The following is a 14457-nucleotide window of genomic DNA, read 5'->3' as shown; positions in this document are numbered from 1 at the left end:
TCTGAGTCTTCCTCCGTGTGCCATGAGTCACATTCCCGCTGACCTCTCATCCCTCATGCGGCCCCCGGACCGGCCGATCGGGAGGGGAAAGGTCGACGCCGCACGGCGTCCTGCGAGGGATGGGGCGAATGAAACGACGGTCCGGGCTTCTCCTCGGCGGCTTGATGATCGCCTCCATCACGTCCACGGCGGTCCCCGGCGCCGCGCTGGCCGCGTCGACGGCGACGGCGACAGCGACGGCGACAGCGACAGCGACAGCGACAGCGACAGCGACAGCGACAGCGACGACGGACGTGCGGGGACTGGACGTCAGCTCCCACCAGCCGAACGTGTCCTGGCCGTCGGTGTACGGCGCGGGCGGCCGGTTCGCCTACGTCAAGGCCACCGAGTCGACGACCTACCGCAACCCCTACTTCGCCGCGCAGTACGGCGGCGCCCGGCAGGCCGGCCTGATCCGGGGCGCCTACCACTTCGCGCTCCCGCACAAGTCCTCCGGCGCCGCCCAGGCCGAGTACTTCGTCCGCAACGGCGGCGGCTGGACGGCCGACGGCTGGACCCTCCCGGGCGCGCTCGACATCGAGTTCAACCCGTACACCTCCTCCAACGGCCTCAACACGTGCTACGGGCTCTCACCCGCCCAGATGACCGCCTGGGTCCGCGCCTTCAGCGACCGCTACCTCCAGCTCACCGGCAGGCGGCCCACCATCTACACCAACACCTACTGGTGGCAGACCTGCACCGGCGGCAGCGCCGCCTTCGGCGACCACCCGCTCTGGCTGGCCCGTTACTCCTCGTCCGTCGGCACCCTCCCGTCGGGCTGGACCCGGCACGCCATCTGGCAGTACGCCAGCTCCGGCACCTTCCCCGGCGACCAGAACCTCTTCAACGGCACCTACGAGCAGCTCAAGCAGCTGGCCACCGGACAGGGAACCGGCACGGCGGCCAAGAGCACGTCCAAGGCCACCACCCGCATCTCCTTCGTGAACACCGTGCGGGAGCCGGTCCGGCGCGGCCGGAGCCTGAAGATCGTCGGCACGCTGAGCCAGTACGCCTCCGGCACCCGCAAGGCCGCCGCCGGGCAGCGGGTCACCGTCCGGTTCAAGCCCCGCGGATCGTCGGCCTGGCGGACCGCGGGCACCGCCACGACCGCCTCCAACGGCACGTTCGGCAAGACGTTCAAGGCGAGCAAGGACGGCTCCTGGCAGGTCGTCTACTCCGGGGACTCCCGGCGCCTGCCCGCCAGGAGCGGCACCGACTACATCGACATCCGCTGACGCGAGGGCGACGGGGGCGCGGCGGGAAGCGGCCACCCGGCACGGTGGCCGCCGCGCGTCACCGGCCTTGATAGGTTCGTCGGAGCCTGTTCACCGCTCACCGGGGGTGTGGATGTCCGCAGCCGCAGGCGCCGGGCCGCGCGGGCCGGGACGGCCGCGCAGCCGCGAGTCCTGGTCGGCGATCCTGGACGTGGCCGCCGAGTTGCTGGAGCGGGACGGATATCTCAAGCTCAGCCTCGACACCGTGGCCGCCAGGGCGGGAGTGAGCAAGCGGACGATCTACCGCTGGTGGCCGTCCAAGGGAGCGCTGGCCATCGAGGCGTACCTCGCCGTGGCGGCCGACCGGCTCACGGTCCCGGACACCGGCTCGCTCCGCGAGGACCTCGAACGGTACGCGCGCGACTTCGTCGGCCTGCTCACCGAGACCGCCACCGCCCGCACCGTCGCCGGGCTGGTGGCGGCGAGCTTCGACGACCCCGAGCTGGCCAGGGCCTTCCGGGAGGACTTCCTGGGCGGCCGCCGCGCCGCCGCCGGAGAGATCTTCGAGCGTGCCCGCGAGCGGGGCGAGCTCCGCGCGGACGCGGACATCGGCGCCGCCCTCGACGACTTCTTCGCGCCGCTGTGGTACCGCGCGCTGTTCACCGGCGCGGCGCTGGACGGCCCGTACGCCGCCGACCTGGCCGACCGGCTGACGGCCGCTTACTCCTGACCGATCCCGCCCCCTCCCCGGCATGCGGGACGCCCGCACCGCACCGCACCGCACCGCACCGCACCGAAAAAAAGATCTCCACTCCGGAATATGGAAACGATCCGGTTCGTTTCTACCACCGTGACGTTCGATACCGCACCACCCCGCTGGAAAGCGGCCGTCTCCGCGTGGCTGGGGCTCTTCCCCCTGCTCGCGCTGGCCGAGTTCCTCCTGGTCCCGCGCCTGGGCGCGGTCCCTCCCGTCCTGCGCCTCGCGCTGCTCTCCGCCGCCCTGGTCGCCGCGATGACCTATGTCGTCTCACCGGTCACCGGCCGGCTCCTCCACCCGTGGCTGACCCGATCCCCTGAAACGGAGTCCTCATGAGCACGATCATCCTCGCGCACGCCGTCGAGACCGGCCCCGAGAGCCTCTGGTACCCGTACCTGCGCACCGCGCTGGACGGGCGGGCCGAAGTGAGGATCCCCGCGCTGCCCGCGCCCGGCGCGCCCGATCCCGAGGCATGGCTGACGGCGCTCACCGCGGCCGCCCGGGACACCGACCCCGCCGACACCGTGCTGGTCGGGCACAGCCTGGGCGGCGTCACCCTGCTGCGCCTGCTGGAGCGGCACGACACCGACCGCCACGGCCCGTACGCCGGGGCCGTTCTGGTCGCCACCCCCTACAAGGAGGTCGGCTACGAGGCGCTGAACCCGTTCTTCGCCCCCCGGTTCGACTGGGCGCGCATCCGCCGGGCGGCCCGGGCGTTCCAGGTGCTCGTCGCGGCCGACGACCCCGTGCTCACCCCCGACCCGTTCGATCACGCCAGGCACTATGTGACCGAGCTGGGGGCCACGGCCACCGTCCGGGCCGCCGGAGGCCACTTCCCGATCTGGAGTCCCGACGACGTCCCGACCGGCCTGGCCTTTCCGGAGGTGACCCCGCTGGTGACGGGACTGCTCCCCGCCGCCTCCTGACACCGGGCGGCCGGCCCCGCCGATCCCGACGAAGGGGCCGCCGTCTTCGGCGAGATCCTCCCCCGGAGACCGCGGCCCCGTCCCCGCCGCCCGGCCGTCAGCCGGTGCGGCGGAGCAGGAGCGTGACGAAGCCGAGGACGCCCCGGTAGCCGTTCAGCCACATGTCCCGGTGCTCCAGGGCGGCGGCCAGGGCCGCCTCGCCGTCGGGGCCGGGGTGGTCGAGGGCCCACCGGGTCAGGCTGCCGGTCCAGGACCACTCGTACTCGTCCCACTCGGCGAGCTCGCTGGTGTGCCCGTACACGACCCGGAAACCGGCCTCCTCGGCGACGGCGACCGTACCGGGGAGGTCGGCGAACTCGTCGGGGGTCGCTTCCAGCTCGGCCAGCGCCTCCGGGGTGGGCGGCGCCTCCCAGAAGCCCTCCCCGACGAGGGCGAGGCCGCCGGGCCGCAGGAACCGGCGCACGCCCTCCACGGTCGCGGCGAGCCCGCCGAAGGCGTGCGTGGCCCCCACGCAGAGCACCAGGTCGTACGGCTCGGCGGCGGTGAAGCCGGCGGCCGGCGTCTCGTGCAGCCCGATCCGGTCGGCGAGCCCGCGCGCCCCGGCGCCCTTCGCGGCGGCGGCCAGGGCGCGCGCGGAGATGTCCACCCCGTCGGCCGTCGCGTCCGGGTAGAGCTCGAGCGCCCGGAGCGTCCAGGCGGCCTCGCCGCAGCCCAGGTCGAGGATGCGCGCCCCGGCTCCGAGCTTCGCCCGGGTGAGCAGCCGCTCCAGGTGGGTCTCGCTGACGGGGGCGGCGATCGGGTGGTCGGTGTGCGCGACGGCGCTGATCAGCTGACGGTCCATGGGCGACCACCCTGTCCCATGCCCGGACGTTTCTCCACCGGATAACCGGATATACGCGGTGTCCGGGTATCACGGAGTACGGCCACCGGAAAGATCTCCTCAAACGCGACGGACGTCACTAGGGTGACAGCGAGGCGCTCATCTCTCAGACGTCACCGGACCACGCACTCCCTCCCCGACCGGGCCCGGGATCCCTCGCGTCGTCCGGCGGCGCGACCCCCAGGAGGCTGATCGTGCGAACCCGGGTGATCCCCGCCCTCGTCCTCGCCCTGCTCACCGCCGGTTCCGTCGCCCTGCCCGCCGGGGCGGAGACGGGACCGCCCGCCCCGGCCGCCGTGACGGCCGAGGACCCCCTGCTGGCCAGGCTCAAGGCCATCCCCGGCCTGAGCGTGGTCTCGGAGACCCAGCCGGCCGGCTACCGGTTCTTCGTCCTCGCCTTCACCCAGCCGGTGGACCACCGCGATCCCGGCAAGGGCACCTACCAGCAGCGGCTCACCCTGCTGCACCGCTCCGAGACCGCTCCGACGGTCCTGTTCACCGGCGGGTACGGCCTGCCGGTGAACCCCGCCCCCTCCCGGACCGAGCCGACCCGGCTGCTGGACGGCAACCAGGTCTCGGTCGAGCACCGGTTCTTCCGCTCGTCCCGGCCGGACCCGGCGGACTGGCGCGACCTCACCATCTGGCAGGAGGCCAGTGACGAGCACCGCATCGTCCAGGCGCTCAAGACGGTCTACTCCGGCAAGTGGATCCAGACGGGCGCGAGCAAGGGCGGCATGACCTCGGTCTACCACCGGCGCTTCTACCCCGGTGACGTGGACGGGGTGGTGGCCTACGTCGCCCCGAACGACCGGGTCAACCCCCTCGACGGCGCCTACGACAGGTTCTTCGCCACCGTCGGCGACGCCGCCTGCCGCACCGCGCTGGACACCGTGCAGAAGGAGGCGCTCAAGCGCCGCGACCGGCTGGTGCCCAGGCTGGAGGCGTACGCCGCGCAGAACGGCTACACCTTCACCCGGACGCTGGGCAGCGCCGACCGGTCGTTCGAGATGACGGTGCTCGACACGGTGTGGGCGTTCTGGCAGTACTCCACCGCGGCCGACTGCGCGGACGTGCCGCCCGCCACGGCCTCCGACGACGAGCTCTACGCCTGGATCGACTCCGTCGCGGGCTGGTCGTTCTACACCGACCAGGGCATCGAGTACTACACGCCGTACTACTACCAGGCGGCCACCCAGCTCGGCTGGCCCGAGCTGAGGTTCCGGCACCTGCGCGGCCTGACCCGCCACCCCGGCCTCTACCAGCCCAACTCGGTCCTCCCCGCCGAGCTGCGCTCCCGGCACGACCCGTGGCCGATGCTGGACGTGGACCACTGGGTGCGCTCGCGGTCGAGCCGGATGATGTTCGTCTACGGCGAGAACGACCCGTGGGGAGCCGAGCGGTTCACGCCCAGCAGGAACGACTCCCACCTGTACGTCGCGCCGGGAGCCAACCACGGGGCCAACGTCTCCGCCCTGGCCGAGGCCGACCGCGAGGCGGCGACGGCGACCCTGCGGCGCTGGGCCGGGGTGACCGACGCGCCGCCGGTCACGCGGAGCGCGCCGCCGTCCGTGCCCGACGACGACATGCTCCCCGACCGCCGGACGTTCTGAGCGGGCCCCGCGGCGGGCCGTGCGGCCGCACGCCGTACGGCCCGCCGCGCGGGAGCCGCGCGCCCCGGCCGCGGAACGGCTCCGGAACGGCTTCGGAACCGGCTCCGAGGCCGGTCCCGCGCCCGACCGTCAGCCGGCCGGGGCGAACCGCCATTTCTGCCCGCGGCTGGCGGTCAGGCACTCCCACTGGATCGCCTGGACGCCCGGCTCCACGGCGCTGCGCGGCAGGGCCAGGCACTTCCCGCTGTTGCGGTTGACGATCTCCTTGCCGCGGAACCCCCATTTCTGCCCGCGGCTGGCGGGCAGACACTCCCACTGGATCGCCAGAGCGCCGTCGTCCGTACTGCTGCGCGGCATGGCCAGGCACTTCCCGCTGCGGCCGTTGACGATCGCGCCGTCGCCGAAAACGGACCAGGTCTGACCGGCGCCCCCGGTGCAGGGCGACTGCACGATCCGCGCGCCGTCGTCCCCGCTGCCGCCGCGGACGTGCAGGCACAGGCCGCTGTTCCTGTTGATGATCCGGTACACCCCTCCTCCCTGATCCGGGACGTTCCGGAGTTCCCCCGGTCCGGCGGAAGGCGGCGGCGTGCCGGGGTCGGGCTCGGGATCGGGCGACACGTCCCGCGTGGGCTCGGGCGCCGCGCTGCGCGTGGACGTCGGTGTGGGCTTGGGCTTGGGCTCCGTGCTGCGTGTGGGCTCCGGTTCCGCGCTGCGCGTGCGCCTGGGCTTCGGCACGGACGCGGGCGAGGTGGCGGACCGGGTCCCGGCGGTCCCGGTGGGGGTCTCGCCGGGCTGTCGTCCGCCGGTCTCGCCCGGGGAGGACGGGAGGAGGCTGGGCGCGGGATTCTCCGAGGCGGCCGCGGACGGCCGCGGACCGGCCAGGGCGGCGCCGCCGGCCGTCGAGCCGGGCGGCCACAACCGCACTCCGGCGATCACGGCGACGGCGACCGCACCCGCCAGCAGGGCGGAGAGCAGCGGCCTGTACCCGCGCCTCCGCCCCCCGGCCGCCGGATCCGGAGCCCCGCCGGAGGAGGGGACCGGGGCGGCGGGCCGTTCCGCTCCGTACGCGGGCGCCTCGGCGGGAACGACGGGCACCGCGCCGGCGGCGCCCCGTCCCAGCAGGTCGAGGAGGAGGTCGGCGGCCTGCGGGCGGGCGGCGGGATCCTTGCTCAGGCAGGAGAGCAGAATCCGCCGGAGCGGGTCGGCGATGTCGCCGAGGTCGGGATCCGCGTTCAGAACGCGGTAGCTGATGGCGGGAAGGCTGTCGCTGCCGAAGGCGGGCCTGCCGGTGTTGGCGAAGACCATCAGCACGGCCCAGGCGAAGATGTCGGCTGCGGGACCGATGCGGGCGCCGGAGAACTGCTCGGGCGCCATGTAGGCGGGCGTGCCGACGATCCTGCTGGCCGTGGCCGACGTGCTCTCCAGGGCGCGGGCGACACCGAAGTCGATCACACGCGGGCCGTCCGGGCCGAGCAGGACGTTGGCGGGCTTGAGGTCGCGGTGGACGACGCCGGCCTCGTGGATGGCGGCCAGCGCGGTCATCGTGGCGACCGCGAGCCGGTGCAGGTCCTGGCCGCCGTAGGGGCCGTGGTCGGCGACGGCCTGCTGGAGGGTGGGGCCGTGGACGTACTCGGTGACGATGTAGGGATGATCACCGGTCAGGTCGTCGTCGAGAACCTGGGCGATGCAGAAGGGGGACACGCGCTTGGCGGCCTGCACTTCCTCCGCGAACAGGGCGAGCACCCCGGCGTCCTCGGCGATATGCTCCCTGAGCACTTTCACCGCGACCGGCGTTCCGTCCGGAGAATGCGCGAAATAGACGATTCCCTGCCCGCCGCCGCCGAGGCGTCCCGTGATTCGGTACGGCCCCAGCTGTCGCGGATCCCCCGGCCGTAACGGTGTCATGTCCCACACTCCCCGTAAGATCACCACCAGGGTCGTACCTTATTGGCGATAAGGCCTATTTCGCGAGCGCAGAATGCGCAGGACGTTTCCAGCGTCCCGCCTGCCCCTCCAGCCCGGACGCCTTCCGGCGGCCCGCCGGACGCCCTTCCCGGCGGGACGTGCTGGCAGACTCGGCGGCATGCGCATCACCCTGTTCCACGGAGACATCACCGCGCAGCGCGTCGACGCCGTCGTCAACGCCGCGAACTCCTCCCTGCTGGGAGGCGGCGGGGTCGACGGGGCGATCCACCGGCGCGGCGGCCCCGCGATCCTCGAGGAGTGCCGGAGACTGCGGGCCTCGCACTACGGCCGGGGGCTGCCGACCGGCCAGGCCGTGGCGACCACGGCCGGCGAGCTCCCGGCCCGCTGGGTCATCCACACCGTCGGTCCCGTCCACTCCGCCGGGGAGGACCGCTCGGAGCTGCTCGCCTCCTGCTACCGGGAGTCCCTCCGGGTCGCCGACGAACTGGGCGCGGCCACCGTCGCCTTCCCCGCGGTGTCCACCGGGATCTTCGGCTGGCCGATGGACGACGCCGCCCGGATCGCGGTCGGCGCCGTGCGCGCCGCGCCGTCACGGGTCGAGGAGGCCCGGTTCGTGCTGTTCACCGCGGACGCGTACGCCGCCTTCGAACGGGCCCTCGGCCCCGGCTGACTCACCGGCCGACCCTGCCCGCCTTCATCGTCTCCAGCAGCTGTTCCAGTAGAGAGATCATGGACTGCGGCACCGTGACCAGGCGATCCTCCACCGCCCTGAAAGCGCCCAGGTCACCGCGTCCCAGCGCGTCCAGTCCCGCGGTCGACTCCCGTTTCAGGGTCGCGAGAATCTCGGCCCACTGCTGCTGCTCCCGGCTGTCGGGAATGGGGAAGTAGCGCACGGCGCGGTCGACGTCGGCGGAGAGGGCCTTGAGCGCCTCGCCGACGCGGCCCGCCTCGCCGAGCTTCTCCGCGCCGTCCGGCACCTCCGCCTGCACGGCCTCGGTGAGGGACCCGACGTCCCGGGCGAGGCGGTCGAGAATGTCCATACCACCGCTGATGAACCACGCGCTTATCTGAAAGGCTCGTACCTCCGCCGAGGGAGAAGTACGACGGAGGTAATCCGTCAGCTTCAGTTCCGTCGCCTGCCTCGACATTCCCGGCTGCTCCGTCTGGTCCGGGAGGGAGGACCGGGAGCGTTGACTCCCGAGCGAGACCAGCGCCACAGCCGCGCAGAGAAAGACCGCGATCACGCTCCGGGAGACGGAAGACCGGCGGGCGGCCGACTCCCGGGGGTGTCGTGCGGCCCACCGTCCCGCTCCGCGCAGACGCTTCCCCCACGGGCCGACGAGCAGGACCGCGAGACCGGCGGCCGGTACGGCCAGGGCGAGAGTTCATGTACGCCATGACCGCCGCCAGCGCCACCCAGCCGAGCACGCTCGCCACCGCGGCGAGCGCGGGGAGCACCGCTCCTCCCGGCTCGGCGGGACCCCCCAGGGCCTGGAACCAGCCGAGTATGACCGGGGTGGGAGACCAGGCGTCGACCAGCAGGCGTCCCATGTCCTTCCACCACGTCAGCCAGGCGAAGACGACGACTCCGGTCGCGACGGTCCCGGCCAGCAGCACCGGCAGCATCGGACGGGCGGGGCGCATCCTGATCCACAGCTCTGCGGCGTCGGTGACCCACCAGCAGGTGACGACGGCCGCGACCGGGAGGAAGAGCATGACGGCGGGCCTGGCGGGCAGCCAGCCGGTGGAGGCGATCTGGTTGAGCACGAGCTCGGCGCCGAGCAGCCCCGCGCCGAACCACAACCCGGCCCGCAACCCGGACGGCGCCGGCCGCCCGGCGGCCACCGCGTGGGCGGTCGCCTGACCGAGCGCCGTCACGATGACGCCCGCGGCGAGACCGGCGACGAGAGGAAGCATGACCCCCCGCTCCAGCACCGTCGGCAACTCGAACATGCGCAGGAGGGAGGGCAGCTCCGCCGCGGTGAAAAGGGTGGCCGCCCCGGTCAGCAGCATCGGCAGAGCCGGGAACGCGTCGAAGAGCGCGGAGGGGTCGTGGAGCGAGCGGACGCGCCGTTCCCAGCTCGGATGCGTCCGCCACGGATCAGTGATCGCCCGCCACGGTCCGCGCGCACGGTCTCCGGCGGCGCGTCCGATCCACACCGCCGGGGACGCGCCCCAGCGGACGGCCGCGTTGTCGGCGTACAACTCCCGGTTGCGCAGCAGATCGGCCCGGGCGAGGGTGAGCAGGGCCGTCAGGACGAGCACCTGGGCGAGACCGAACCACTGCGACGGGAGATCCGCATCCCGGAACACCTCGGGGCGGTCGACCAGATCGAAAAGGATCTTGACCTTCAGCACGGCGTAAGGCAGCAGCACGCCCGCGAGGAAGACACGCCACAGGGCGGTCGTCGCGTAGGCGAACCGGACGTCGCCACTGCGCACGTGCGCCAGTTCGTGCAGGACCACGGCCTCGAATCCGGCCGGGTCCGAGAACCTCCGCGCCAGCAGTCCGCCGTACAGGCACACCACGTAGCGGCCGGGGCGGCCGAAGGCCACCGCACCGGTCGACGCGGCGGCCGGGTCCACGGTGAAGCGCACGTTCCCGACCCCCGCCCGAGCGGCCAGCTCCGACAGCAGCGGTCCCAGCTCTCCGTCCACCGCCTCGACCGGCACGGCGCGGCCGCGGCGCGCCTTCCACCTGGGGAGGAGGAGGTACAGCGTCACGGCGGCCATGAGTATGGAAACGGTCCATACCGCCGCTTCCCACTCAGGCGTCCTCACTCCGAACCGGTCGTAGCACTCCTCAAGCGCCTCAAGGTTCGCGTAAGCCGACGAATAGACGAACACCCCTTCGGCCGAGGGGTCCGCTCCGGCCGCGAGCCTGCACCGGCTCCTGCCGGCCACGTTCTCCACGAACGCGGGCAGGATGGTGTCGACGGCCATCGAGGCCGTGCCGGCCAGCATGAGCATGCCCAGCAGGAGGAAGCGCAGCGTGGTGCCGGAAGGGCCGGGGTCCGCCCCGGCCCCTGACGGCGTCACTCCTCCTCGCCCTTCGGGGGCTCCAGGGCGAGCCGGGTGATGAGACTGTCGGCGATCTGGGCGGCTCGTTTTTCCGAGATCCCCAGCTTGACGGCCGACTCCCGGACCCGCGCGTGCACCACGGCCAGCTGTTCCCTGGTCAGCGGCGGGATCGAGGGATCGGGATCCCGCCTGCCCAGGATGGCCCGCGTGCGTTTCACCATCCGCTGCCGCGCCGTTTCCACCGCCGCCCCGACGGCCCCCTTCAGGGCTTCGTCGAGGGCGATCCAGACGACGGCGGTGACGAGGGCGGTGATCTCCTCAAGCCCGAATCCCAGCGGCTCCTTCCGGGACGTCATACGGCGCAGCCGCCGTACCGCCGTCTCGTGGTCGATTCCCTGCAGTCCCGCGACCAGAGGCAATTCCTCGGGCGCCACGTCGGTCACGACGCCACGAACGACATCCCGCACCGTGGGCCGGCTCTCCGGCTCCACTCGCCGATTCGGGGTTACGCTCACACCACCCTGCCTTCTCCACACCAGATAGACGCCCTTGATCCCTTGATCCCTTGATAAATGGCGATCTTCCGTTTAGCGCATTTTGTCCTCTGACAGCAAGGGCTCGCGACAATCAAGCCGTCATGGCCGAGGACCGCAAAGGCGAGACGGTCTCCGCATAGCGGGATAACCAGTCGATCATCCATTAGAACAGTGCAATTATTGAATTTCCGGTCATCCGAGAAGGACCGGCAGACCGCTGCCGGTGCCGCCCCGGAAGCGGTGCTATATCGGTGGGAATCGATGGTGCTGCGGGGTATCGTCGGCCGCGTGATCGCCGCGGCGCCCGTGCCGCCGTGGGCGCACGACAGCGTGTAGCTCAGTCAGAAGAGCGCCGGGCTTGGGACCCGGAGGGCGCGGGGGCGGAACCCGCCACGCTGGCTATGGAGAACAACGAACCGGCCGCGGAGGACCGCGGGCCCCGGATCCAGGCCGGGACCGGATATCCGATCGGGCAGCTGGCCACGGCGTTCGTCACGGCGCTGATCCACGCGGACGAGGAGACCCGGCGGCGGGCCGAGGGACGGCTGCGCCGCTGGGAGTCCGTGCTGCGCGGCATGGTCTCCGGCACGCTGTCGATCGGGTCCCGCAAGCCTGTCGCCGGCCTCCCGGTCTGGGCGACGCCCCAGGTGGTGCGGGGCGGGTTCGCCACCGGCGAGGCGGCCGCGGGAGGGCCGCTGCGCCCGCACGAGGAGGAGACCGTACGGCGGGCCGGGCTGGCGCGCGACCGCCGGTCGGTCTTCGCCCACCACCTCACCGAACCGGGCCTGACCGAGCTGGACGCCCTCCTGGACGGCGGCGGCTACCGGATGGAGGTCCCGGAGGAGGCCGCCCTGCCCGTGGTGGCCTGGCTGGTGCGGGCCGGGGACGTCCCGGCCGCGCTGGCCCTGCTGGAGGAGATCGGCCCGTACGCCGACCGGCTCCGCTTCGCCCCCGCCCCGGCCGACGTTCCCAGGCTCGCCCCGGACGTCGTGTGGCGGGAGACGGCCGGAGACGCGCGTGACGCCCTCGCCCGGCGCGGGCCGAACGACCGGATCGAGACGATGCGCGAGGCGCTGACGGTCTGGAACCCGCTCGCCGACGAGATGCTCGCGCTCTGGCTGGAGACCGCCGAGGACGGCCGGGTCGCCCGCGTGATCGGGGACGAGTGGCTCGGCCGCGCCGCGGCCCTGCTCGACCGGTACCGCGCGCTCGCCGCCGCCCACCCGCGCTGCGCCAAGCACCGCAAGCCGAAGGAGAACCTCGCGATCCTCCGCTCCTCGCTGGAGGAGGTCGTGGCCGGCCGTGCGCTCTCCCCGCGTGCCCGGGGGCTGCTCCAGCACGCCGTCGACGCGATGCTCCGCCGCCGCGGTCGTCCCGGCTCGGCCCCGCACTCCGCGCTGCGCCGGCGGCAGGCGGACGACGCCTCCGTCCCCGCCCACCACACGCTGGCCCGGATCGTCGTGGGCCGCCTGGCCGACCTGCCGCAGGACCGCGGCGTGCGCTCCGCCGACGCGCTGACCGGGCCCGTCACCGCCGAGGAGGCGGCGGCCACCGGGGTTCCCGCGGGAGCGGCGGTGCCCGAGGCGATCCGGCACGTCGTGCGCCGCTCGCTCGCCGGCACGGTCGAGGAGCTCATCGCCGCCGGCGTCGTCCCCTCCGCCGAGGTGCTGGCCCGGCTCATACCGCAGATCGCCGCGGCGGTGACCGCCGCCGCCTATCCCGACGACGCCCTGCGGTCGCTGATGGCCGCGAATTACCGGGCCTTCCGCAACCGGCGGTCGCTGCTCCTGCTCGACCTGGAGCGGCAGGTCCAGATCGAGGAGCTGCCCTGGGTGCGGGCGGTGAGCGCCTACCGGGACTCCGGCGGGGAGCCGGGCGAGGAAACGAGCCGGGAGACCGGCCGGGAGACGAGGCAGGAGACGAGCCGGGACTCCAGGCGTCGTGACGCCGGCACGGCCCTGCGGCGCCTGGGCGAGCTGGCGCTCGACGGCTTCCCCGGCACGCTCCCGCCCAACCCGCTGATCCGCGAGCTGGCCGCGCTGGGCCGGGAGGCGGGCCAGGACCTGCCGTGGGTGGAGGAGCTGGCCGCCGACATCTTCACGGGGTCCTTCTCCGCCAAGTTCCCCGCCGCCGCGAAGGTCGCCGGTGAGCTGCTCGGCGGCAGCCTGTACGAGCGTTACTACGGCATCGACTACCGCGCGGTGCGGGCCATCGCCGACACGCGGCCGCACGACCGGTACGCAGCGCGGACCTCCCGCACGTTCGACGGGCTCTGCCTGTCCAGGTCCGGCGCTCCGCAGGGCTCGTACTCGGTGGCCGCCAACGGCATGGTCATCGAGCAGGCGCAGATCCTGACCACGCACAACCTGGCCACCCTGGTCCACCGGGTGGGCGTACGGCCCGCGGCGGGCTGGCGGGCGCTCGCCGACCGGGCGTTCACCGTCGCGGCCAGGCTCACCTCGCAGCTGGAGCACAACCCCCGGCCGCTGTCCACCATCAAGGACGTCGCCTACGCCTGGCGCCACATGGTCTTCTTCATGTCCCTGCCCGGCGCCGGGGATCCGCGCGGTACGGCGGGCCTGCTCTCGGCGCGCCTCAGCGAGCAGCCGCCCGGCGTCCGCGACCGGCTCGCCCCCGCGCTCGCCGGCCTGGTGCACGTCGCCGCCGGCGGTTCCTTCGCCCCCGGCGGCACGGCGGACGGCGGCGGCCGCCGTCTGCTGGGCTGGTCGGCCGGCGCCCACTGGCTGCGCCCTGCGACGATCCGGAGGAACGGGTGACGACGGCCGAGACGACCGGGACGACCAGGACGATCGCGGACTTCTGGTTCGACCCCGCCTGCCCGTACACCTGGATCACCTCCCGGTGGCTGCTGGAGGTGGAGAAGGTCAGGCCGGTCGAGGTGCGCTGGCACGTGATGAGCCTGTCCGTGCTCAACGAGGGGCGGGACGACGATCCGGAGGGCGACCCCGAGGGGTACCTGTGGGTGCCGGTGCGCGTCTGCGCCGCCGTACGGCATCACCACGGGCAGGAGGCGCTCGGCAGGTTCTACACCGCGATGTGGACGGTCGACCGCGAGCACGGCGACTGGATCGGCCCGCTGCACGACGCGCTGGCGGCCGCCGGACTCCCGGTGGAGCTGGCCGGGGCGGGCATGTCGACGGAGTACGACGAGCTGGTGCGCGCCTCGCACGCCGAGGGCATCGCCCTGGTCGGCACGCACGTCGGCACCCCGGTGGTCGCCGCCACCGACGCCGGCGGCGGGCGCGTGGCGTTCTTCGGGCCCGTCATGTCCCGGATCCCCCGGGGCGAGCAGGCCGGTCGCCTCTGGGACGGGACGCTGCTGGTGGCCGGGGTGCCGGGCTTCCACGAACTGAAGGGATCCCCGCACGGGGAGCCCCGGCTCGGCTGATCCGGCCCGCCCGCGGAGCCGTGAGGATCGGGCGATCATCTCCCCTCGGGGGGAGATCCATGCGCATACTGCTGTATCCGCTTTACACAACCCAAGCCTTCACGACATAAAGGGCAGCTCGACCGTCGATCCGGCTCGG

General features: G+C 73.3%; 13 protein-coding genes, 1 tRNA gene and 1 pseudogene. 10 read left to right on the top strand and 5 right to left on the bottom strand.

Annotation, left to right across the window (positions count from 1 at the left end; genetic code table 11):
- Positions 1-293 precede the first annotated feature (293 nt).
- The 4 genes from Plo01_RS36460 to Plo01_RS36445 all read left to right on the top strand — a co-directional run bounded on the left by Plo01_RS36460 (position 294) and on the right by Plo01_RS36445 (position 2936).
- On the top strand, positions 294-1274 hold the full coding sequence (locus Plo01_RS36460) for a lysozyme (protein WP_239317776.1): 981 nt from the start codon (positions 294-296) through the stop codon (positions 1272-1274).
- A 112-nt stretch (positions 1275-1386) separates the two neighbouring features.
- Positions 1387-1983: a TetR/AcrR family transcriptional regulator gene (locus tag Plo01_RS36455; RefSeq protein WP_203895341.1), complete on the top strand. Its 597-nt coding sequence runs from the start codon at positions 1387-1389 to the stop codon at positions 1981-1983.
- 120 nt (positions 1984-2103) lie between these two features.
- Complete coding sequence (locus tag Plo01_RS36450) at positions 2104-2346, top strand: putative antibiotic biosynthesis monooxygenase (protein ID WP_203895340.1); 243 nt, start codon at positions 2104-2106, stop codon at positions 2344-2346.
- A complete protein-coding gene (locus Plo01_RS36445) occupies positions 2343-2936 on the top strand; it encodes an alpha/beta fold hydrolase (RefSeq protein WP_203895339.1) in 594 nt (197 codons plus the stop codon). Before Plo01_RS36450 ends, Plo01_RS36445 begins: the two co-directional genes overlap by 4 nt.
- 97 nt (positions 2937-3033) lie before the next feature.
- Here the strand turns inward: Plo01_RS36445 and Plo01_RS36440 are convergent, their stop codons facing one another.
- On the bottom strand, positions 3034-3777 hold the full coding sequence (locus tag Plo01_RS36440; RefSeq protein ID WP_203895338.1) for an SAM-dependent methyltransferase: 744 nt from the start codon (positions 3775-3777) through the stop codon (positions 3034-3036).
- A gap of 233 nt (positions 3778-4010) precedes the next feature.
- Between Plo01_RS36440 and Plo01_RS36435 the strand changes: the two genes are divergently transcribed.
- Entirely contained in the window at positions 4011-5426 is a 1416-nt protein-coding gene (locus Plo01_RS36435) for a S28 family serine protease (protein WP_203895337.1), read from the top strand.
- 129 nt (positions 5427-5555) lie between these two features.
- Here Plo01_RS36435 and Plo01_RS36430 read toward each other — a convergent pair whose 3' ends face one another.
- Positions 5556-7331 carry a serine/threonine protein kinase gene (locus Plo01_RS36430; RefSeq protein ID WP_203895336.1) on the bottom strand — a complete coding sequence of 592 codons (1776 nt, stop codon included), beginning with the start codon at positions 7329-7331 and terminating at the stop codon, positions 5556-5558.
- Between the two features lie 178 nt (positions 7332-7509).
- Here Plo01_RS36430 and Plo01_RS36425 point away from each other — a divergent pair, with 178 nt between their 5' ends.
- The gene (locus Plo01_RS36425) at positions 7510-8022 is read left to right on the top strand and encodes an O-acetyl-ADP-ribose deacetylase (RefSeq protein WP_203895335.1); all 513 of its coding nucleotides are present in this window, start codon (positions 7510-7512) and stop codon (positions 8020-8022) included.
- A 1-nt stretch (position 8023) separates the two neighbouring features.
- Here the strand turns inward: Plo01_RS36425 and Plo01_RS40730 are convergent, their stop codons facing one another.
- Positions 8024-8392, bottom strand: a complete 369-nt coding sequence (locus Plo01_RS40730; RefSeq protein ID WP_239317774.1) for a hypothetical protein — start codon at positions 8390-8392, stop codon at positions 8024-8026.
- Positions 8393-8748: 356 nt separating this feature from the next.
- Between Plo01_RS40730 and Plo01_RS40725 the strand changes: the two genes are divergently transcribed.
- Complete coding sequence (locus tag Plo01_RS40725) at positions 8749-9216, top strand: hypothetical protein (RefSeq protein ID WP_239317772.1); 468 nt, start codon at positions 8749-8751, stop codon at positions 9214-9216.
- 197 nt (positions 9217-9413) lie between these two features.
- On the opposite strand, the pseudogene Plo01_RS41465 reads toward Plo01_RS40725, so the two are convergent.
- Positions 9414-10085, bottom strand: a pseudogene (locus Plo01_RS41465) (M48 family metalloprotease); the annotation flags it as partial.
- 302 nt (positions 10086-10387) lie between these two features.
- Positions 10388-10816, bottom strand: a complete 429-nt coding sequence (locus Plo01_RS36415) for a hypothetical protein (protein ID WP_203895333.1) — start codon at positions 10814-10816, stop codon at positions 10388-10390.
- Between the two features lie 419 nt (positions 10817-11235).
- Here Plo01_RS36415 and Plo01_RS36410 point away from each other — a divergent pair.
- The 3 genes from Plo01_RS36410 (at position 11236) to Plo01_RS36400 (ending at position 14318) form a co-directional block, all read left to right on the top strand.
- Positions 11236-11308 (top strand) — tRNA-Pro (locus Plo01_RS36410).
- A gap of 2 nt (positions 11309-11310) precedes the next feature.
- Positions 11311-13686 (top strand): transcriptional regulator, encoded by a 2376-nt coding sequence (locus tag Plo01_RS36405; protein WP_203895332.1) that lies wholly within the window; start codon positions 11311-11313, stop codon positions 13684-13686.
- Positions 13683-14318, top strand: a complete 636-nt coding sequence (locus Plo01_RS36400; RefSeq protein WP_203895331.1) for a mycothiol-dependent nitroreductase Rv2466c family protein — start codon at positions 13683-13685, stop codon at positions 14316-14318. Before Plo01_RS36405 ends, Plo01_RS36400 begins: the two co-directional genes overlap by 4 nt.
- The last annotated feature ends 139 nt before the right edge of the window (positions 14319-14457 follow it).

The organism is Planobispora longispora (genome assembly GCF_016863135.1).
GTDB classification, from domain to species: Bacteria; Actinomycetota; Actinomycetes; order Streptosporangiales; family Streptosporangiaceae; genus Planobispora; species Planobispora longispora.
Note: the sequence above shows the minus strand (reverse complement) of the source record. Positions and strands in the feature narration are given on the sequence as shown.